The organism is Streptomyces sp. Root1310, assembly GCF_001426425.1.
In the GTDB taxonomy this organism is placed as follows: Bacteria; Actinomycetota; Actinomycetes; order Streptomycetales; family Streptomycetaceae; genus Streptomyces.
In genome coordinates, this window is the sequence record NZ_LMEQ01000001.1 from 1,471,427 (window position 1) to 1,490,063 (window position 18,637).

The following is an 18,637-nucleotide window of genomic DNA, read 5'->3' on the forward strand; positions in this document are numbered from 1 at the left end:
GCCGTCAGGCCGACGCGCGGCGCACCAGGCGGGTGGGGACGATCACGGAGGACCCGGCCGGAGCCCCGCCCGGAGTCCTGTCCGGAGCCCCGCCCGGAGTCCTGTCCGGTGACCGTTCCGGCGACCCGCCCGGGGTGTCTCGCAGGGTGAGCAGCAGCCGGGCCATCAGCCGGCCCATCTCCTCGGTGTCCTGGTGGACGGTGGTGAGCGGCGGGTCGGTCGTCTCGGCGATGGAGGTGAGGTCGTCGAAGCCGACGACGGCCACGTCCTCGGGAACCCGGCGCCCGCGCTCCCGCAGGGTCTGGAGGGCGCCGGACGCCATGAGGTCGGAGGCGACGAACACGGCGTCGAGGCCGGGGTGGCGGTCCAGCAGCGCGGCCATGGCGTCGGCGCCGCCCTGCCGGGTGTAGTCGGCCCGCTCGACGAGGGGCGGCGAGCCGGCGTCGCGCAGCACGTCCCGGTACCCGGCCAGCCGGTCCGCGGCGGAGTTCTCCTGGTCGTAGGGCCCGGTGACGGTCGCGATCCGCCGCCGCCCGAGGGCGACCAGGTGCTGGACGGCCAGCCGGGCGCCGCCTCGGTTGTCGCCGTCGACACGGGCCTGGCCGGGCCGCACGGGGTCACCGTCGCGCAGCAGCGGGCGGCCGCCGAACACGGCCGGGAGGCCGAGCCGGTCGACGATCTCGGCCAGCCGGTCGCCGGGGCGCAGGGAGAACAGGATCGCGCCGTCGACATGGCCGCCGCCCAGGTAGTCGGCCACGCGCGCGTAGTCGTCGGGTTCCTCCAGGAACAGCAGGACGGCCTGGGCGCCGTGGAGCGCGAGTTCGCGGCGGATTCCGCGCAGGAGGAGGTCGAAGAAGGGGTCGAGGAAGAGCCTGTTCTCGGGCTGGGCGGCGACCACGGAGACGGCGTTCGTGCGGTGGGTGACGAGTTGCCGGGCCCCCTGGTTGGGGACGTAGCCCAGTTCGGAGATCACCCGGCGGACCCGGTCGACGACCTCCGCCCGTACCCGGGCCTCCCCGTTGATCACCCGGGACACGGTCGACTTCGACACTCCCGACTGCCGGGCGACGTCTTCGAGCGTGGGGCGCCGTACGTGCGAGCGTTGCGTCAACACCATCTCCGTTGGGGCGAGTTGTGCGTGCACCTTGCGGAAACGGTATCCGGCGGGCGGGGGTCGGCGCCGGGGCCGGGGCCTGTCCCGCGCTAGACGACCGGCTTGCCGGTCAGTTCCACGCCGGCCGCGCGCAGTTCCTCCAGGGCCCGGTCGGTGCTCTCCTTGGCCACGCCCGCGGTGAGGTCCAGCAGGACCTGGGTGCGGAAGCCCTCGCGGGCCGCGTCCAGGGCGGTGGCGCGTACACAGTGGTCGGTGGCGATGCCGACGACGTCCACCTCGTCGATCTGGCGGTCCCGCAGCCAGTCGCCCAGCGTCGCGCCGTTCTCGTCGGCGCCCTCGAAGCCGCTGTACGCGGCCGCGTAGGCGCCCTTGTCGAAGACGGCGTCGACGGCGCCGGAGGCGACGGCGGGCGCGAAGTTGGGGTGGAAGCCGACGCCCTCCGTGCCCGCCACGCAGTGCGCGGGCCAGGAGTGCACGTAGTCGGGGTTGTCGGCGAAGTGGCCGCCGGGCGCGATGTGGTGGTCGCGGGTGGCCACCACATGCCGGTATCCGGCGGGCGCCTGCCCGATCAGCTCGGTGATGGCGGCGGCCACGTCGGCGCCGCCGGCCACCGCGAGGCTGCCTCCCTCGCAGAAGTCGTTCTGCACGTCTACGACGATCAAGGCGCGGCGCATGGTCGGTGTCCTTCGACTGAGGATGAAGTAATTGAGCCTAGAGACTTTGTCGGCCCCGCGGGAGGGGGCGTCGCCCGGCGTGCGCCGGGCACACGCCCTAATTACCCGACAGGCCCTGTACATACTCCGTGGGAATGACGGGTTCCCCGCGCGACAGCTGGGTCGCGGAGAGGGGCAGGCCGGCGCGGGCCGCGATGTGGCGGTCACGGACGGCGTCCAGGGGCTCGCGGCCGACGACCTCGCCGCCCTTGACCAGCTCGACGAGCAGCTGGTGGCCGGCCAGTGCGGCGGGGACGGCGCCGGTGCCGACGACCTCGGCCTCGGCCACCCCGTGCGCGTCGGGCCGGCGCGCCGCCCACTTGCGGCCGCCGATGGAGGTCTTGCCGCCGGAGGACTTCTTCGCCACCGGCACCAGCGGCGCGCGCGGGTCGGCGGATCCGGCGCGGGCGACCAGCTTGTAGACCATCGAGCAGGTCGGGTGTCCGGAGCCGGTCACCAGCTGGGTGCCGACGCCGTACGCGTCGACGGGGGCCGCGGCCAGTGAGGCGATGGCGTACTCGTCGAGGTCGGAGGTGACGACGATCCGGGTGTCCGTCGCGCCGAGCTCGTCGAGCTGCTGGCGCACCCGGTGGGCGACGAGGATCAGGTCGCCGGAGTCGATGCGGACCGCGCCGAGCTCGGGCCCGGCGACCTCGACGGCCGTCCGGACGGCCTCGGCGACGTCGTACGTGTCGACGAGCAGGGTGGTGCCCCGGCCGAGCGAGTCGACCTGGGCCTGGAAGGCGTCCCGCTCGGTGTCGTGCAGGAGGGTGAAGGCGTGGGCGCTGGTGCCCACGGTGGGAATGCCGTAGCGGAAGCCGGCGGCCAGGTCGGAGGTGGTGGCGAAGCCGCCGACGTAGGCGGCGCGGGCGGCGGCGACCGCGGCCAGCTCGTGGGTGCGGCGGGCGCCCATCTCGATCAGCGGGCGCTCGCCCGCGGCGGAGGACATCCGGGAGGCGGCGGCCGCGATCGCGGAGTCGTGGTTGAGGATGGAGAGGATCACGGTCTCGAGGAGCACGCACTCGGCGAAGGAGCCCTCGACGCGCATGATCGGCGAGCCCGGGAAGTAGACCTCGCCCTCCGGGTAGCCCAGGATGTCACCCGAGAAGCGGTATCCGGCGAGCCACTCCAGGGTCTCGTCGTCGACGATGTTCCGCTCGCGCAGGAAGCCGAGGACGTCCGCGTCGAAGCGGAGGTTCTCGACGGCGTCCAGGACCCGCCCGGTGCCCGCGACGACGCCGTAGCGCCGACCCTCCGGCAGCCGCCGGGTGAAGACCTCGAACACGCTGCGCCGTTCGGCCGTGCCCGCTTTCAGGGCCGCCTGGAGCATCGTCAGTTCGTACTGGTCCGTGAAGAGCGCCGTCGACGGCACATCCACCGGCAGCCCAAGGTCCGCAACGTCCACTTACCTCACCCAGTCCGTGACTCTCCGGCTACCCCAGGCGCGGCCGGGGGCCCGGGGGTTGTCCCCCGGTGTGTGCAGCATGGCAATGGATGGTACTCCCTTTTCGTCGGTGTGACGATTTCCCGGATGCGTGGCAGCATGGGCTTGTGACGTCACCCGCTCCCCTAGAGATCGAACGCACCGAGTCGGCGGAGGAGGTCTTCGCCGTACCCGAGCCGGACGTCCCCTGGGTCACGATCGTGCACAACGACCCGGTCAACCTCATGAGCTACGTGACGTACGTCTTCCAGTCGTACTTCGGGTACAGCAAGGACAAGGCCACCAAGCTCATGATGGACGTCCACCACAAGGGCCGGGCGGTCGTCTCCAGCGGCTCGCGCGAGGAGATGGAGCGCGACGTGCAGGCGATGCACGGATACGGCCTGTGGGCCACCCTCCAGCAGGACCGGAAGTAGCCTGCCCTCCTATGCCTGGACACTTCGAACCGCTCCCCGGCGGCGGCGCGGCCGTCGCACTCGACGACGTCGAGATCTCCATCATCCGGTCGCTGGCCGTGCAGCTTTTGGAGCTCATCGGCCCCGGCCCGGCCGAGGACGCCCCCGACGACCCGCTCGCCGAGCTCTTCGCCGAGGGGCCGAGCGAGCCGCCCGCCGACCCGGTGCTGCGCCGCCTCTTCCCGGACGCCTACACCGACCCGGAGGGCACCTCGAAGGGCGGGCGGGCGGACGAGCAGAAGGCGCACTCCGCCGAGTTCCGCCGCTACACCGAGAACGACCTGCGGGCCGGCAAGCGCGAGAACGCCCTCACGGTGGTCCGCTCGCTGGACGCGCTGGCCTCCGAGGCGGCCGGCGCGGGCGGGGCGGTGCTGAAGCTGACCCCGCAGCAGTCCCAGCAGTGGCTCCGCGCGCTGAACGACCTGCGCCTCGCGATCGGCTCCCGCCTGGAGATCACCGACGAGGACGACACCGACCTCCTCTACCGGCTGCCGGACGAGGACCCGCGCAAGCCGATGGTGATGGCGTATCTGTGGCTGGGCGGGCTCCAGGAGACGCTCGTGACGACCCTTCTGCCCTGATTCCTTCGCTTTTTTGTTCGCTCAGAGGACGCTCAAATCCGGATAACGATCGCGTCAACGCGACGGCCGGGAGTGTCCTCTTTGTGTCTCGTTCATCCGCTTCTTCTTGTGTCGTGCGCCACAGCCCACCCGGGTGATCAATATTGCGGGCGTGATAAATCTTCACGACCGCCCGGCGAACACCACCCGTATGTTCGGCCGGGTGCGCCACCGAGCCGGTTGATCGCCGGCCAGGCATCGCTCCATCAATCCGGGGGGATCGAAACCCGATCCGAGGCCGACGAGAGGCCCGGGTCGGCATGGAGAAAGGCGCATCACACATGACCTCTGAGAAGGTCACTGACACCGCTGTCACTGACACTCCCGAAGAGGGGTACGAGCGCGGACTCGGCAGCCGCCAGGTCCAGATGATCGCGATCGGCGGCGCCATCGGCGTCGGGCTCTTCCTGGGTGCCGGGGCGAACATCGCCAAGGCCGGTCCCAGCCTCATCCTGATGTACGCCCTCGCGGGCGGGATCATCTTCTTCATCATGCGGGCGCTGGGCGAGCTGCTGCTCTACCGCCCGGTCTCGGGTTCGTTCGCGGAGTACTCGCGCGAGTTCCTCGGCCCGTTCTTCGGCTACTTCACCGGCTGGACGTACTGGCTGATGTGGGTCGTCACCGGCATGGCCGAGCTGACGGCCGCCGCGATCTACGTCAACTACTGGTTCCCGGCCGTCCCCCAGTGGGTGACCGCACTGGTCTTCCTGGTGATCCTGTTCGGGGTCAACCTGATCTCCGTGAAGCTCTTCGGCGAGCTGGAGTTCTGGTTCTCGATGGTGAAGGTCACCGCGCTGATCGGCATGATCGTCATCGGCCTGGGCGTCCTCACCTTCGGCTTCAGCAGCGCCGGCGACACGGCCGCGGTCTCCAACCTGTGGGCCTTCGACGGCTTCTTCCCCAAGGGCGTCGGCTCGTCCCTGATGACCCTGCAGGGCGTCATGTTCGCCTACCTCGCGGTCGAGCTGGTCGGTGTCACGGCGGGCGAGTCGCAGGACCCGGAGAAGACGCTCCCGAAGGCGATCAACACCCTTCCGTGGCGTATCGCGCTGTTCTACGTCGGCGCGCTCACGGTCATCCTCTGCGTCGTGAAGTGGACGGAGTTCGCGCCGGGCGTGAGCCCGTTCGTGGAGGCGTTCGCGAAGATCGGCATCCCGGCGGGCGCCGGCATCGTGAACTTCGTCGTGCTGACGGCGGCCCTGTCCTCCTGCAACTCGGGCATGTACTCGACGGGCCGGATGCTGCGGAACCTGGCCGACAGCGGCGAGGCCCCCGCGGTCTTCCGCAGGCTGTCGTCGACGAAGACCCCCGCCTTCGGCATCACGGTCTCGGTCCTGTTCATGGGCATCGGCGTGATCCTGAACTACGTCGTCCCCGAGAAGGCCTTCGGCTACGTCACCTCGGTGGCCACCGCGGCCGGCATCTGGACCTGGCTGATGATCCTGATCAGCCACGTCCTCTACCGCCGCGCGGTCGTCGCGGGCCGGCTGCCCGCCTCGTCCTTCCCGGCCCCCGGCGGCTCGGCGTTCAGCTGGGTGGCCATCGTCTTCCTGCTCTTCGTCACCGGCCTGATCGCGTACGACGCCGACTCCCGGGTCTGCCTCTACGTGATGGCGGGCTGGGCGGTCGCGCTCGGTATCGGCTGGGCGGTCCTGAAGGGCCGCAACCCGGAGATCACCGAACGGCGCGAGCCGGAGTTCGAGAAGGTCGGCTGACCGACCGGAGGACCATCCCCGGGACGTCCGGCCGCAGGGAGCACTCGTGGCGCCCCCTGCGGCAGCCGCTCAGGACGTCCGCGATGTGGGCCGTTCCGTACCACTCCTCGGTACGGAACGGCCCCTTTGCTTATCCTGGCGACCATGCTGACCATCACCCAGGCCCTGCACGACCAGATCGTCGCCCACGCGCGCAAGGACCACCCCGACGAGGCGTGCGGCGTGGTCGCGGGTCCGGCGGGCACGGACCGCCCGGAACGTTTCATCCCGATGCTGAACGCGGCCATGTCGCCCACGTTCTACGAGTTCGACTCGGGCGACCTGTTCAAGCTCTACCGCGAGCTGGACGACCGCGACGAGGATCCGGTGATCATCTACCACTCCCACACCGCCACGGAGGCGTACCCGTCCCGCACGGACATCTCGTACGCGAACGAGCCGGGCGCGCACTACGTGCTGGTGTCGACGGCGGACACGGACGGCGGGGGCGAGTTCCAGTTCCGCTCGTTCCGCATCGTGGACGCGGTGGTCACGGAGGAGGACGTACGGGTCGTCGAGGCGTACTGAGGCGCGCACCGCGTTCCGGCGGCCCCCGCGCCTAGGCGGCCGCCGCCGTGCCCCGCAGCAGCGAGCGGATGGGGCGCCACAGCTCCGGTACGGCCACCACGCCGATCGGGACACCTCCGCCGGGGGCCGTGCGCCAGATCAGGCCGTCCGGGTGGTGGAGCACCGCCGTGACCTCGTCCGGGGTGGGGGGCGCCGCGTTGCCGCGCAGGTAGACGGCCCGCAGGCCCAGGTTGCGGAGCCTGGTCAGGGCGCGGGCCCGGTTCCGGGCGTGGACCAGCACGCGAACGTCCGCGGAGGGGCCCGGGAGGCCCTCCACGGCGATGGGGCTGGGCAGGTTCAACGCCACCACCACCATGCCGTCGGGCAGCTTGCAGAAGCCTCCTGCGGCCATGCGGTCACACCCCCGTGCGCGTCGGTATCGAGGTCGTCGCCGGGGCCGGCGCCGAGGTCGCTGTCGATGTCTGTGTCGATGCCTGCGTCGATGCAGGTGTCAATAAGAAGGGCACAGGAGGCACCTAAACACGATCGGCGGCAACCCGCCAGGGGGTTGCCGCCGATACGTGTCTGACCTGCGAAAACGTCGACTACTTGGTCGACGGACCGACCTTCACCTTGATCGTCGAACCGCTGAGCGGCTCGTTGACGATCTTGATCGAGGTGTTGGTGTCAGTGACCTTGACGCCCGCGAGCGGGGTCGCCGCGTCGTAGTACGTGGACTTGCCGTCGTCGAAGACCGGGACACCCGGACGCGACTTGATCTTGACCGCGACGTCCGCCCTGTGCAGCGTGATCGCGTCCGTCCGGTACTGGCTGAAGGGCGAGTCGAAGCTCTGCAGACGGGCGTTCATGACGGAGCCGTCGGCCCACTTCAGCGCGGTCGGGTGCGAGTCGACCGGGAGGATCAGGCCCTCACCCGGGTGCTGGCTGGTGTTGTCGTCCGCCTGCGAGGTGTCCCACTTCCAGATCAGCAGACCGTTCTGGTAGGCGTAGTGCTCCACCCAGTCGGGCCGGGTCGTCGAGAAGCCGAAGTTGTACGGGCCGACCTTGAGGGTCTTGTCGTACGACACGTACTGGCGGTTCTCGGCGATGTAGTACTGGGCGTAGTCGTCCGTGATGGACGCGCCGATCCGGGAGAAGCCGGTCGCCGTCCACGCCGCGTCCGCGGTCTCCGCGTTGTCGGAGAACAGGGTGGCGCCGTCCGCCGTCACCTTGATCTCGTCGGCCGCGAAGCCCTTCTGGGCCACGCCGCCGTCGGTGGCGTAGCGGAAGCGGAGGCTGATCTTCTGGCCCGCGTAGGCGTTCAGCGGGAAGGTCAGCTTCTGGTAGGCGTCGACCGTGCCGGTGAGGGCGGGCTTGCCGCTGCCGTCACGCGGGATGGCGCTGCCGTCGGCCAGGGTGCCGTCGACCGGCGTCCAGTTGGCGCCGTCGGTGGAGACCTCGGTGTACAGGTAGTCGTAGTCCTGCTCGATGTCCCACCAGCCGTCCAGGGACAGCGAGGCCGACGTCTTGCCGGTCAGGTCCACCGCGCGGGTCAGGGTGTTGCGCAGGTCGTCGCCGCTGCCGCTCCACCACTGCGTGGCGCCCTCGGCCGGGGCGACCACCTCGGTGGTGACCTCCTTCTCCGGCAACTGGACCACGAGGGCCTGGGCGTTCTTGGTGTTGTACTCCGCGACGCCGAGCGTGTGCGTGGACTTCACGCCCGCCTTGGCCACGTCGTAGTCCAGCCAGCCCAGCTGGAGCTTGTCCCAGGCGTTCATGTCGCCGGGCAGGTCGCCGATGGCCTCCTTGCCGGTGCCGAGCCAGGAACCGGAGGACATCAGGGTCCAGAAACCGGTGGAGTTCTCGCCGCCGCCGGAGGTGTCGTACTCGTCCGGCAGACCGAGGTCGTGGCCGTACTCGTGCGCGTAGACGCCGAGTCCGCCGTTCTCCGGCTGGATGGTGTAGTCGCCGACCCAGATGCCGGTGTCGCCGACCTGGGCGCCGCCGAGCTTGTTGGTGTCCGGGCCGGTGGAGCCGGCGTCGGTGCCGAAGGCGTACCAGCGGTGCGCCCAGATGGCGTCCTCGCCCTGGGCGCCGCCGCCCGCGGACTCGTCCTCGCCGGCGTGCACGATCTGGAAGTGGTCGATGTAGCCGTCCGACTCGTTGAAGTCGCCGTCGCCGTCGTAGTCGTAGCGGTCCCACTGGTCGAACTCGGCCAGCTCCGCCTTGATCTCGGCGGCGGTGGCGCCGGCCGCCTCACGCTCGGCGACCCAGGCGTTGACGCCGTCCTGGACCGCGTACCAGGCGCCGGTGGAGGCGCTGTTGGAGCCGTAGCGGGCCTCGTTGTACGGGACCTTGACCCAGTCGGTCACCTCGCCGTCGACCGAGTAGCGGCCCGAGGACTGCTTCTCGTAGTACTTCTTCAGCGACTCGGTGTTCTTGCCGGTGCCGAAGTACAGCTCCTGGAAGTGCTTCTGGTTGTAGTCCGCCTGCCAGGCGGTGGAGTTGTCCTTGGTGCGGTCCGGCGCGGCTATCTGGTTGTGCAGCGGGCCGGCCGTGCCGCCGTAGCGGCTGTCGACCTGGTCGCCGAACTCGACGAGGATCGTGAAGATCTTGTCGGTCTTCTCGCGGCCGAGCTCGACGTACTTGCTGTCGCCCTTGCGGCTCTTGAGCTGGACGACCTTCGAGCCGTCCCGGTTCTTGACCGACGCCTCGCCGGATATGACCTGCTCGATGGCCTCCTCGCGCTGCGCCTCCTGGGTCTTGCTGAGCGGGCCGTCGAAGTCGTGCTCCTTGGCCTTGGCCGGCTGCGGGTCCTGCCGGTCCACCGCCGGGGCCTTCGCCGAGGTGTTGTCGGCGGCCTGTGCCACGGCGAACGTCGAGAACGTCGCCGAGGCCGCCGCAAGGGCGACGACCGTGGCGGCCGTCCTGAACGTCCAGGATCTACTGGTCACTTGATGTCCTCCCACGCACGCGTCCGGACGCGCGGAAAGGGGGGATCCCTGTCAAGGAAGGTCCGCGCGCTGTTATACGCGTGTAGTCAAGTGACGCCATTTGACTACTGGTTTACGAGAAAAGACAGACCTTGACTTGGACAAGTCAACTGCATTATTGGGAGCGTGTGTTCGCATTGCGGACATGCGACTGTAACGTGACGGAGGCCTCGACAGGCGCGCAGGACAGTCCACTTGATGGACGCCATGACTCCGTGCGCCCCCTGTGCACCGGCACCGTGGGTTAGGTCACGCTTACCGTTCGTTCCGCTCGGGCATGCAGCCGATTAGAGTCGAGACCGCCCCCGCTTCCGAGGACACCGATTGCCATGCCTCGTCCGACTGTCGCACAGCTCACGTACGGTTCCTGCACCGTCATCTGCTCGACGCTCGCCATGCTGCTGCTGTCACAGACGAGTTCGGGCCCCGGGATCGCGGTCGTCGTCGTCGCCGCGGTCGCGCTCGGCTTGCTCGTCGCCATGACGGTGCCGGTGCCGAAGCCGTCCAGGACCCCCGTGGCCCGCTCCACGACCCGTTCCGTGATCCGACCCGCGGCCCGCTCCACGGCGAGCGTGCCCGCGAGCCGGCCCGAGCCCGTCACCGTTCCCGCGCGCGCCCCCGTGCACGCGTCGGTCCGGGCTTCGGTCGCCTCCGCATCCGAGCCCGTCCGGGAGCCCACGGCCCCCTGACGCACGTGCGCATGACGCAGGGCCCGCACCTCGTGGTGCGGGCCCTGCGTCATGCGCGCGGCCGGCTCAGCGCGTGCTGACCACCACCGTCTTGGCCGCCTTGTCGTGCAGACCCTGCTTGTAGGGCTTGTCGAAGTAGCTCCAGCCGCCGCAGATCGCCGTCCACACGCAGGCGCAGCAGAACGCGAACGGCACCCACAGCACCAGGGCGCGGATCAGCGAGGTCTGCGCGGAGGGTGTGGAGCCGTTGTCGAGGTTGGCCACCCGCATGCCGAGCCACTTCTTGCCCAGCGTCTGGCCCGACTTGGCGGTCAGGATCGTGTCGTACGCGACGTACAGGATCGCGGCGAGGAGTTCCCGTCCGAAGGTCTTGCCGAACTCGATGTCGTCCGCGTCCACCGTGTACTGCGCGACCCCGAAGGCCCAGGCCAGCAGGGACACCACGATGAAGACGAGGATCATGTCGATGATCCGGGCCAGCGTGCGCTTGCCGCTGTCGGCGAGCGGGGGCATCCCGGAGAGCGGGTCGGCCGGGTAGCCGCCGTAGGGGTCGCCGCCCTGCGGACCCCCGCCGTACGGACCGCCACCGTAGGGAGGGGGCTGACCCGACCCGCCGCCGTACGGATCGCGCGATGCGTCGTACGGCGAGCCCTGCCCCTCACCGGACGGGGGCCGACCCTGCCCGTACGGGGGCTGCGGGGGCTCCTGCTGCGGGGGCCGCTTCCTGAACGGGTCGTCGTCCGGCGGCTCGCCGCCGCCGGAGCCGGGGGGCGGTTCGGTGGTCATGCCCCCGAGTCGACCCCGAACCCGCGGACTCCGCATCCGGCGAGCGGCCGTCCGGGGGACGGGGTGCCGGGGTACGGGGGGCCGGGCGTTCGGGCGTGCAGAGGTGCCGAGGTGCCGAGGTGCGGGCGTACGAGGAGTACGGGGGTGCGGGAGTACGAGGGTGCGGGTCAGCCGGCGACGAACGTGTGGGCCGCCTTGTCGTGCCAGCACTGCCGCCACGGCTTGTCGAACAGGCCCCATACGACGCCCACCACACCGACCACGAGCAGACCGGGCACGCTGTAGACGAGCCAGCGGCCCAGCGCCGCCCGGAAGGACGGGGGTTCGCCGCCCTCGATGTCCCGCACCTGGAGGCCGAACAGCTTCTTGCCCAGCGTGCGGCCCCACTTGGCGGTCGGCAGGGCTTCGTACACGATCCCGAAGACCAGCAGCACGGCGAGGACGATCCCGAGGTACACCGACGTCGTGCCGTCGAGCAGCCAGACGGTGACGGTCTCTCCGGTGAGCTTGGCGGCGTCGACCTTCGCGGTCACGTGGTCGACGGCCTTCACCCCCAGCGGCACGGCGGCGGCGGAGGTGACGGCCGCGACGACGAGCGTGTCCACGAGACGGGCGGCCAGCCGCTTGCCGAGACCCGCGGGACGGGCCTCGGACGCCCGCCGGGCGGCCGCCTGGAAGATGTCGTCGACCGGCGGCTTCCAGGGCGCGACGGGACCGTCCTCGGCTCCGGCGAGCTGGTGCACCTGCTGCGCCCACGAGGACTGCCCGCCGCCGGGACCCGCGGCCATCGGCACGGCACCCTGCGGAGGCTGCGGCTGAGGGCCGCCTTGCCGGGGCACGCTCGGAGCGCCCTGCTGGGCACCGGGGGCGGGGGCGGGTGCGGACGTCCGGGCGCCGGGCTGCGCGTCCGGCTGCGCGCCGGACTGCGCGGCCGGGAACCCGGCGGGGCCCTGTGGAGCCGGGGCCTGAACCGGGGTGGGAGCGGGGGCGGGTGCCTGTGCGGGAGCCTGTGCGGCGGCCGCGACGTGTGCCGGGCCCTGCGGGGCCGGGACGCCCGGGGTCTGACCCGCCGCCGCACGCTCGGCGGCCGCCTTGCCCGCCCCGAAACCGGGCTTGGCGGCGCCGGGTGCGGCCGGAGCCGCGACCGGACCCTGCGCGCCGACCGGACCCTGTGCGCCGAAGGCGGCGGAAGCGGCTGGTGCGGCGGGTGCGGAGTCGCCGAACCCGGGGGTCCCTGAGGTCCCTGACGTTCCGGGGGTCCCGGGGGCTCCAGGTGCCCCGGGGACCGGCGCGGGGCCGGGGCCCTGGGCGGCGGCGGGGAACGCGGACGCGTTGCCCGCCGGACCGGGCGTGGCCGCCGGCTGCGCGCCGGACACACCGTCCTGCGGGCCCGTGCGCGGGGCCGGCGGGCGGAAGGTGACCGTGCCCTCGTCGGGGACGGGCCCCGGGGAGCCGGAGGTACCGGACGCGGGGGCGGCGGCGCCCGGCGTGGGCCGGCGGAAGACGAACGTGCCCCCGGAGACCACGTCCCCGGCGCCGTCCTCCGGTTCCGCGGGCGGGATCGTGGACGTGCCGTCCGTGCTCGTGGACAGGCCCTCGGGCGGCGCCGGGGCGGGCGAGGGCACCCTCGGGTCGGCGCCCTGCGGGGAGCCCCAGGAGACCCGGCGGTCCTGGTCGCCGCCGAAGCCCGACTGGTGGACGCGGTCGGCACCCCACGCGGAGGCGGGCTCGGGACGGCCGCCGTACGGCTCCGCCGGTGCCGGGTCCTCGTCGAAGAAGTGCGGTCCGGTCTCCTCCACGGAGGCCGGCGGCGAGCCGGGCGGGGGCGTGAGCGGTCGGCCGTCGGAGGGCGCCGGCCGACTGGTGCCCGGTACCCAGGAGGCACCGTTCCAGTACCGGACGTATCCAGGGATGGACGGGTCCGGGTAGTACCCCTCGCGGGGCCTGTCGTCGCCGGGTGCCGGGGTTGGGGCGCTCATGTCCGTCGTCCCGTATCTGCTCGGGGGTGGGATGGGGGGCTCCACATCTATCAGACGGACGCAAGCCCCACTGCCAGTCCTGTCGGACCCGCCCCTTTCCGGGCAACCCCGTGCACGCTCTTCACACGTTCGGAAGGCCCGCCGAAGCCCGGGGCCGGAACCCGCCGAAAAAAGTTCTCCGAACCCGCGTAATGGTTCCGCGCCGGGCCCCTCTCCACTCGTACGGGCCCACCGCGGGTCAGCGCGAGGTCCGTCTCGAGAGGAGAACCGACATGCATCACACCGTGGTGGAACGCGAACTGGAGCTCAGGCTGATCCTGTCGCCGGAGCGCAGCATCCCGGTCCCGGCCCGGCTGGGCTACCGCAGCGACGACCCGTTCGCCGTCCACGTCGCCTTCCACATCAACTCCGAGCACCCGGTCGACTGGACGTTCGCCCGCGAACTGCTCGTGGAGGGCGTGTTCCGGCCGTGCGGGCACGGGGACGTGCGGGTGTGGCCGACGAAGGTGGAGGGGCGCAGCGTCGTGCTGATGGCGCTGAGCTCGCCCGACGGGGACGCCCTGCTCGAGGCGCCCGCGGCGCAGCTCTCGGCCTGGCTGGAGCGGACGCTGCGGGTGGTGCCGCCGGGGACCGAGGCCGGTCAGCTCGGTATCGACGACGGTCTCGCCGAGCTGCTCGCCCCGACTCCCGCGGACGACCTGTGGCTGTGCGACCCGTGGCCGTCGGACGAGTCCATGGACGGGGAGTGAGGCGCAGGCCCGGGGCCCGGTCCCGCTCTCGCTCCCGGGCCCGCTCCCGGTGGTGTCAGAACAGCTTGCCGGGGTTGAGGATGTTCAGCGGGTCGAAGGCCGCCTTGACCGCCCGCTGCATCTCCACGCCCACCGGGCCGATCTCGCGCGCCAGCCACTCCTTCTTCAGCACGCCCACGCCGTGCTCGCCGGTGATGGTGCCGCCGAGTTCCAGGCCGAGGCCCATGATCTCGTCGAAGGAGTCGCGGGCGCGCCGGCACTCGTCGGGGTCGGCCGCGTCGAAGCAGACCGTGGGGTGGGTGTTGCCGTCGCCCGCGTGGGCGACGACCCCGATGGTCAGCCGGTGCTTCTCCGCGATGCGCTCGACGCCTTCGAGCATCTCGCCGAGCCGGGACCGGGGCACGCACACGTCGTCGATCATCGTGGTGCCCTTGACCGCCTCCAGGGCGACGAGCGAGGACCGCCGTGCCTGGAGCAGGAGTTCGGACTCGGCAAAGTCGTCGGCGGGGACCACCTGGGTGGCGCCGGCCGCCTCGCACAGCGCGCCGACGGCGGCGAGGTCGGCCGCCGGGTCCGCGGTGTCGAAGGCGGCCAGCAGCAGGGCCTGCGTCGTCTCCGGGAGTCCCATGTGGGTCAGGTCGTTGACGGCCCTGACCGTCGTACGGTCCATGAGTTCGAGGAGGGACGGGACGTGTCCGCCCGCCATGATCCGGCACACCGCGTCGCAGGCGGCGGCCCCGGACGCGAACTCGGCCGCCAGGACCAGCTGCTGCGGCGGCTGCGGCCGGAGGGCCAGGACCGCCCGGACGACGATCCCCAGCGAGCCCTCCGAGCCCACGAACAGGCGGGTGAGGTCGTATCCGGCGACGCCCTTCGCCGTGCGGCGGCCGGTGGTCATCAGGCGGCCGTCGGCGAGCACGACGTCCAGGCCGAGGACGTACTCGGCCGTCACCCCGTACTTGACGCAGCACAGCCCGCCCGAGGCGGTGCCGATGTTGCCGCCGATCGTGCACATCTCCCAGCTGGAGGGGTCGGGCGGGTAGCAGAGACCGTGTTCGTTCACCGCGCGGGAGAGCGCCGCGTTGACGACGCCCGGTTCGACGACGGCGATCCGGTCGACCGGGTTGATCTCGATGATCCGGTCCATCTTCGTCAGGGAGAGGACGACACAGCCCTCGGAGGCGTTGGCGCCCCCGGACAGCCCGGTGCGGGCGCCCTGCGGGACGACCGGAACGCGCAGTTCGGTCGCCGTGCGCATGACGTGCTGGACCTCTTCGACGGTGCGCGGCAGCACCACGGCGGCGGGGGTGCCGGCCGGGCAGAAACTGGCCATGTCGTTGGCGTAGGAGCCCGTGATGTCCGGGTCGGTGAGGACGGCCTCGGGGGGCAGGCCGACGAGCAGACGGTCGACGAGGTGACGGCTCATGATCACAGGTTCGCACCCGGGGCCATCGGTGTGAACCCCGTCCGCCCGACCCTTCGGCTGACGTCGTACGGTCGTCGTACTGGCGCACAGTGAGCGCCATGGAGAACGCAGAGCGCGCCGGCGAAGAGCGCACCGCCCCCGAAGAGGCCGCCGCGGGCGACGCGGCTCCCGCGGCCCCCGGCAAGGTTTCCCGGCTGCGTCGGCGGGTGCTCGTCGGCTCGCTCGTGGGGTGTCTCGCGCTGGGCGGCGGGGTGCTGCTGTGTCTGCCCGGCGGGGAGCCCGCGGCGCGCCGGGCGCCCTCCCCCGCTCCGGGGGCGCAGGCGGGCACGGCGGTCCGTGCGGGGGTGCCGGCCGCGCTGCCGGATCTGGCGGTGCTGATCGACGAGCGCGAGAGCCGGGTGCGGGCGCATCCGCGGGACGCGCGGTCCTGGGCGGTGCTGGGCACGGCCTACCTCGAGCAGGGCCGGCGCACCGCGGACGCCGCCGCCCTGTACCCGAAGGCCGAGCAGGCGCTGCGGACCTCGCTGAAGGTGCGCCCGCAGGCCAACGCCGAGGCCCTCGACGGCCTGGCCGCGCTGGCGAACGCGCGGCGTGACTTCCGGGCGGCCCTGTCCTTCGGCGAGGCCGCCCGGAAGCTGGCGCCGAAGCGCTGGACGACGTACCCGCAGCTGATCGACGCGTACACCGGGCTCGGCGACCACAAGAAGGCCCGCAAGGCCCTCGACTCGCTGACGGCGCTGCACTCCGGTCCCGCCGTGCGGGCCCGGGCGGCGGGCGTCTACTGGGACCGGGGCTGGCGTGAGGACGCGCAGGCCGCACTCGCCGACGCGGCGGCCGCTGCCTCCTCCCCCGCCGAGCAGGCGGCCTGGCTGGAGCGGGCGGGACAGCTGGCCTGGGAGCGCGGTGAGCGGGCGGACGCCCTGCGGCACTTCCAGGAGGCGGTCAGGCTCGACCCCGACCAGCGGGCCGCGCAGGCCGGGCAGGGGCGGGCGCTGGCGGCTCTGGGCCGGACCTCGGAGGCGTTGAACGCGTACCAGGTGGCGCTCGCCAAGCAGCCGTCGCCGGCTTGGGCGCTGGAGCTGGGCGAACTGTACGAGTCGCTGGGGCTCACGCAGGCGGCGCGCGTGCAGTACGACCTGCTGCGGACCCGGGTGCGGCAGGACGCGGCGGGCGGGGTGGACGGGCAGCTGGTGCTCGGCCGCTTCGAGGCCGACCACGGGGATCCGGCGTCGGCGGTACGGCGGCTGCGGGCCGAGTGGAGGCAACAGCCGGGGATCGCGGTAGCGGACGCGCTGGGCTGGGCGCTGCACCGGGCCGGGGACGACAAGGAGGCGCTGAGGTTCGCCATGATCGCCACCGACCGGGTGCACGGCGGTGCCGTGCACAGCGCGCCGTACATGTACCACCGGGGCATGATCGAGCGGGCGCTGGACATGCCGGGGCCGGCCCGGCGCCACCTTGCGGAGGCGCTGCAGATCAACCCGTACTTCTCGCCGCTGCTCGGCCCGGTGGCCCGGGCGGCGCTGGCCCGGCTGGGCGGCGAGCCGGCCCCGGCCGAGCTGCCCGAGTAGGGCCGGCGCCGCCGCCCTCGCGTTCGGCGCGTCCCGCGTGACCTGCGCCGTTACGCGGGACGCGTGATCAGCGCCGTCACAGGTTGCCGCGCTTCTCCTGCTCGCGCTCGATCGCCTCGAACAGGGCCTTGAAGTTGCCCTTGCCGAAGCCCATCGAGCCGTGCCGTTCGATGATCTCGAAGAAGACGGTCGGCTTGTCCTGGACCGGCTTGGTGAAGATCTGGAGCAGATAGCCGTCCTCGTCGCGGTCGGCGAGGATCTTCAGCTCGCGCAGGGTCTCGACGGGGACGCGGGTGTCGCCGACCCACTCGCCGAGGGTGTCGTAGTAGGAGTCGGGGGTGTCGAGGAACCGGACCCCGGCCGCCCGCATCGTCCGTACGGTCTGCACGATGTCGTTGGTGTTGAGCGCGATGTGCTGGACGCCGGCGCCGCCGTAGAACTCCAGGTACTCGTCGATCTGGGACTTCTTCTTGGCGATGGCGGGCTCGTTGATCGGGAACTTGACCTTGAGCGTGCCGTCCGCGACGACCTTCGACATCAGGGCGCTGTACTCGGTGGCGATGTCGTCGCCCACGAACTCCTTCATGTTCGTGAAGCCCATGACCTTGTTGTAGAAGCCGACCCACTCGTTCATCCGGCCGAGTTCGACGTTGCCGACGCAGTGGTCGATCGCCTGGAAGGTGCGGTGGGCGGGCGGTTCGACGATCGGCTCGGCGGCGACGAAGCCGGGGAGGTACGGGCCGTCGTAGCCGGAGCGGTCGACCAGGGTGTGGCGGGTCTCGCCGTAGGTGGCGATCGCGGCGAGGACGACGGTGCCGTGCTCGTCCTTCAGCTCGTACGGCTCGGCGACGGAGCGGGCGCCGTGCTCGATCGCGTAGGCGTACGCGGCCCGCGCGTCGGGGACCTCGATGGCCAGGTCGACGACGCCGTCGCCGTGCTCGGCCACATGCCGCTCGAGGAACTCGCCCCAGCCGGTGGCGGCCTTGATGACGGAGGTCAGGACGAAGCGGGCCGAGCCGTTGGTGAGCACGTACGAGGCGGTCTCGCGGCTGCCCGTCTCCGGTCCGGAGTAGGCGACCAGCTTCATGCCGAAGGCGGTGGAGTAGTAGTGCGCCGCCTGCTTGGCGTTGCCCACGGCGAAGACGACCGCGTCCATTCCCTTGACCGGGAAGGGATCGGCCTGCCGGGCGGTGTCGGGAGTGTGGTGTGTGGTCTGCGTCATAGCCGAAGCCTCGCGCCGGGCAGCAAGGTGCGCAATAGTTCGCTTCATCGCTGGGCAATGTGTTCAGCGGTACGGCGGTTTCGACCGCGTTTCTGTACAGGGTGACCATCGTGGAGGCGGGCAGGTATGGCGATCGACCGACTGGACGGCCGGATCATCGTGCTGCTGGCCCGGGAACCGCGGCTGGGGGTGCTGGAGATGTCCCGGCGGCTGGGAGTGGCCCGGGGGACCGTGCAGGCGCGGCTCGACCGGCTTCAGTCGAATGGAGTCATCCGGGGATTCGGCCCCGAGGTCGATCCGGCGGCGCTCGGCTATCCGGTCACGGCGTTCGCCACCCTCCAGATCCGGCAGGGGCAAGGTGCCGACGTGCGGGCCCACTTGGGGTCGGTGCCGGAGGTGCTGGAGCTGCACACCACGACCGGCAGCGGGGACATGCTGTGCCGGCTGGTGGCCCGTTCCAACGCCGATCTCCAGCGGGTGATCGACCTGGTCGTCGGTTTTGATGGCATTGTCCGGGCCTCCACGGCGATCGTGATGGAGAACCCCGTTCCGCTGCGGATCATCCCGCTGGTGGAGCAGGCGGCCGAGGACGACCGGGACAGGCCCTGACCCAGC

17 protein-coding genes are annotated in these 18,637 nt (G+C 71.6%); 8 read left to right on the forward strand and 9 right to left on the reverse strand.

The genetic code is table 11. The annotated features are described in order from the left end of the window. Positions 1 to 4: 4 nt before the first annotated feature. From ASD48_RS06440 to ASD48_RS06450, 3 genes are all read right to left on the reverse strand, one after another. Positions 5 to 1,117 carry a LacI family DNA-binding transcriptional regulator gene (locus ASD48_RS06440; RefSeq protein ID WP_057600399.1) on the reverse strand — a complete coding sequence of 371 codons (1,113 nt, stop codon included), beginning with the start codon at positions 1,115 to 1,117 and terminating at the stop codon, positions 5 to 7. 86 nt (positions 1,118 to 1,203) lie between these two features. Next, a complete protein-coding gene (locus ASD48_RS06445) occupies positions 1,204 to 1,788 on the reverse strand; it encodes an isochorismatase family protein (protein WP_057600400.1) in 585 nt (194 codons plus the stop codon). Positions 1,789 to 1,885: 97 nt separating this feature from the next. After that, complete coding sequence (locus tag ASD48_RS06450; protein ID WP_057600401.1) at positions 1,886 to 3,232, reverse strand: nicotinate phosphoribosyltransferase; 1,347 nt, start codon at positions 3,230 to 3,232, stop codon at positions 1,886 to 1,888. Positions 3,233 to 3,321: 89 nt separating this feature from the next. On the opposite strand from ASD48_RS06450, the gene clpS reads away from it, so the two are divergent. From clpS to ASD48_RS06470, 4 genes are all read left to right on the forward strand, one after another. Then, complete coding sequence (gene clpS, locus ASD48_RS06455; RefSeq protein WP_057600402.1) at positions 3,322 to 3,687, forward strand: ATP-dependent Clp protease adapter ClpS; 366 nt, start codon at positions 3,322 to 3,324, stop codon at positions 3,685 to 3,687. Between the two features lie 11 nt (positions 3,688 to 3,698). Further along, the gene (locus ASD48_RS06460; RefSeq protein ID WP_057600403.1) at positions 3,699 to 4,307 is read left to right on the forward strand and encodes a DUF2017 domain-containing protein; all 609 of its coding nucleotides are present in this window, start codon (positions 3,699 to 3,701) and stop codon (positions 4,305 to 4,307) included. A 320-nt stretch (positions 4,308 to 4,627) separates the two neighbouring features. Further along, complete coding sequence (locus tag ASD48_RS06465) at positions 4,628 to 6,061, forward strand: amino acid permease (RefSeq protein WP_057600404.1); 1,434 nt, start codon at positions 4,628 to 4,630, stop codon at positions 6,059 to 6,061. A gap of 144 nt (positions 6,062 to 6,205) precedes the next feature. Then, entirely contained in the window at positions 6,206 to 6,628 is a 423-nt protein-coding gene (locus ASD48_RS06470; RefSeq protein WP_020132199.1) for a M67 family metallopeptidase, read from the forward strand. A 31-nt stretch (positions 6,629 to 6,659) separates the two neighbouring features. Here ASD48_RS06470 and ASD48_RS06475 read toward each other — a convergent pair whose 3' ends face one another. After that, positions 6,660 to 7,019: a hypothetical protein gene (locus ASD48_RS06475; RefSeq protein ID WP_057600405.1), complete on the reverse strand. Its 360-nt coding sequence runs from the start codon at positions 7,017 to 7,019 to the stop codon at positions 6,660 to 6,662. Between the two features lie 193 nt (positions 7,020 to 7,212). Continuing rightward, positions 7,213 to 9,561 carry an immune inhibitor A domain-containing protein gene (locus ASD48_RS06480; protein ID WP_057600406.1) on the reverse strand — a complete coding sequence of 783 codons (2,349 nt, stop codon included), beginning with the start codon at positions 9,559 to 9,561 and terminating at the stop codon, positions 7,213 to 7,215. A gap of 368 nt (positions 9,562 to 9,929) precedes the next feature. Between ASD48_RS06480 and ASD48_RS41580 the strand changes: the two genes are divergently transcribed. Continuing rightward, a complete protein-coding gene (locus ASD48_RS41580) occupies positions 9,930 to 10,289 on the forward strand; it encodes a hypothetical protein (RefSeq protein ID WP_079073627.1) in 360 nt (119 codons plus the stop codon). Positions 10,290 to 10,355: 66 nt separating this feature from the next. On the opposite strand, the gene ASD48_RS06490 is transcribed toward ASD48_RS41580, so the two are convergent. Together ASD48_RS06490 and ASD48_RS06495 are read right to left on the reverse strand one after the other, a co-directional pair. Then, positions 10,356 to 11,075 (reverse strand): RDD family protein, encoded by a 720-nt coding sequence (locus tag ASD48_RS06490; protein WP_057600408.1) that lies wholly within the window; start codon positions 11,073 to 11,075, stop codon positions 10,356 to 10,358. A 167-nt stretch (positions 11,076 to 11,242) separates the two neighbouring features. Continuing rightward, a complete protein-coding gene (locus ASD48_RS06495) occupies positions 11,243 to 13,054 on the reverse strand; it encodes an RDD family protein (RefSeq protein WP_057600409.1) in 1,812 nt (603 codons plus the stop codon). A 272-nt stretch (positions 13,055 to 13,326) separates the two neighbouring features. Here ASD48_RS06495 and ASD48_RS06500 point away from each other — a divergent pair, with 272 nt between their 5' ends. Next, the gene (locus tag ASD48_RS06500; protein WP_057600410.1) at positions 13,327 to 13,803 is read left to right on the forward strand and encodes an SsgA family sporulation/cell division regulator; all 477 of its coding nucleotides are present in this window, start codon (positions 13,327 to 13,329) and stop codon (positions 13,801 to 13,803) included. Positions 13,804 to 13,858: 55 nt separating this feature from the next. On the opposite strand, the gene ASD48_RS06505 is transcribed toward ASD48_RS06500, so the two are convergent. Next, a complete protein-coding gene (locus tag ASD48_RS06505) occupies positions 13,859 to 15,229 on the reverse strand; it encodes an FAD-linked oxidase C-terminal domain-containing protein (RefSeq protein WP_057601041.1) in 1,371 nt (456 codons plus the stop codon). Between the two features lie 98 nt (positions 15,230 to 15,327). On the opposite strand from ASD48_RS06505, the gene ASD48_RS06510 reads away from it, so the two are divergent. Next, positions 15,328 to 16,800: a tetratricopeptide repeat protein gene (locus tag ASD48_RS06510; protein ID WP_057600411.1), complete on the forward strand. Its 1,473-nt coding sequence runs from the start codon at positions 15,328 to 15,330 to the stop codon at positions 16,798 to 16,800. A gap of 76 nt (positions 16,801 to 16,876) precedes the next feature. Here the strand turns inward: ASD48_RS06510 and hppD are convergent, their stop codons facing one another. Then, entirely contained in the window at positions 16,877 to 18,022 is a 1,146-nt protein-coding gene (gene hppD / locus ASD48_RS06515; protein ID WP_057600412.1) for a 4-hydroxyphenylpyruvate dioxygenase, read from the reverse strand. A 126-nt stretch (positions 18,023 to 18,148) separates the two neighbouring features. Here hppD and ASD48_RS06520 point away from each other — a divergent pair, with 126 nt between their 5' ends. Continuing rightward, a complete protein-coding gene (locus ASD48_RS06520) occupies positions 18,149 to 18,631 on the forward strand; it encodes an Lrp/AsnC family transcriptional regulator (RefSeq protein ID WP_057600414.1) in 483 nt (160 codons plus the stop codon). Positions 18,632 to 18,637 lie beyond the last annotated feature (6 nt).

Bases quoted from the DNA above. Each gene is read 5' to 3' on its own strand.
- hppD (WP_057600412.1), bottom strand. From the start codon at position 18,022: ATGACGCAGACCACACACCACACTCCCGACACCGCCCGGCAGGCCGAT.
- ASD48_RS06470 (WP_020132199.1), top strand. From the start codon at position 6,206: ATGCTGACCATCACCCAGGCCCTGCACGACCAGATCGTCGCCCACGCG.
- ASD48_RS06445 (WP_057600400.1), bottom strand. From the start codon at position 1,788: ATGCGCCGCGCCTTGATCGTCGTAGACGTGCAGAACGACTTCTGCGAG.
- ASD48_RS06495 (WP_057600409.1), bottom strand. From the start codon at position 13,054: ATGAGCGCCCCAACCCCGGCACCCGGCGACGACAGGCCCCGCGAGGGG.
- ASD48_RS06465 (WP_057600404.1), top strand. From the start codon at position 4,628: ATGACCTCTGAGAAGGTCACTGACACCGCTGTCACTGACACTCCCGAA.
- ASD48_RS06520 (WP_057600414.1), top strand. From the start codon at position 18,149: ATGGCGATCGACCGACTGGACGGCCGGATCATCGTGCTGCTGGCCCGG.
- ASD48_RS06510 (WP_057600411.1), top strand. From the start codon at position 15,328: ATGGAGAACGCAGAGCGCGCCGGCGAAGAGCGCACCGCCCCCGAAGAG.
- ASD48_RS06490 (WP_057600408.1), bottom strand. From the start codon at position 11,075: ATGACCACCGAACCGCCCCCCGGCTCCGGCGGCGGCGAGCCGCCGGAC.
- ASD48_RS06475 (WP_057600405.1), bottom strand. From the start codon at position 7,019: ATGGCCGCAGGAGGCTTCTGCAAGCTGCCCGACGGCATGGTGGTGGTG.
- ASD48_RS06440 (WP_057600399.1), bottom strand. From the start codon at position 1,117: ATGGTGTTGACGCAACGCTCGCACGTACGGCGCCCCACGCTCGAAGAC.
- ASD48_RS06500 (WP_057600410.1), top strand. From the start codon at position 13,327: ATGCATCACACCGTGGTGGAACGCGAACTGGAGCTCAGGCTGATCCTG.
- ASD48_RS06505 (WP_057601041.1), bottom strand. From the start codon at position 15,229: ATGAGCCGTCACCTCGTCGACCGTCTGCTCGTCGGCCTGCCCCCCGAG.
- ASD48_RS41580 (WP_079073627.1), top strand. From the start codon at position 9,930: ATGCCTCGTCCGACTGTCGCACAGCTCACGTACGGTTCCTGCACCGTC.
- ASD48_RS06460 (WP_057600403.1), top strand. From the start codon at position 3,699: ATGCCTGGACACTTCGAACCGCTCCCCGGCGGCGGCGCGGCCGTCGCA.
- clpS (WP_057600402.1), top strand. From the start codon at position 3,322: ATGGTACTCCCTTTTCGTCGGTGTGACGATTTCCCGGATGCGTGGCAG.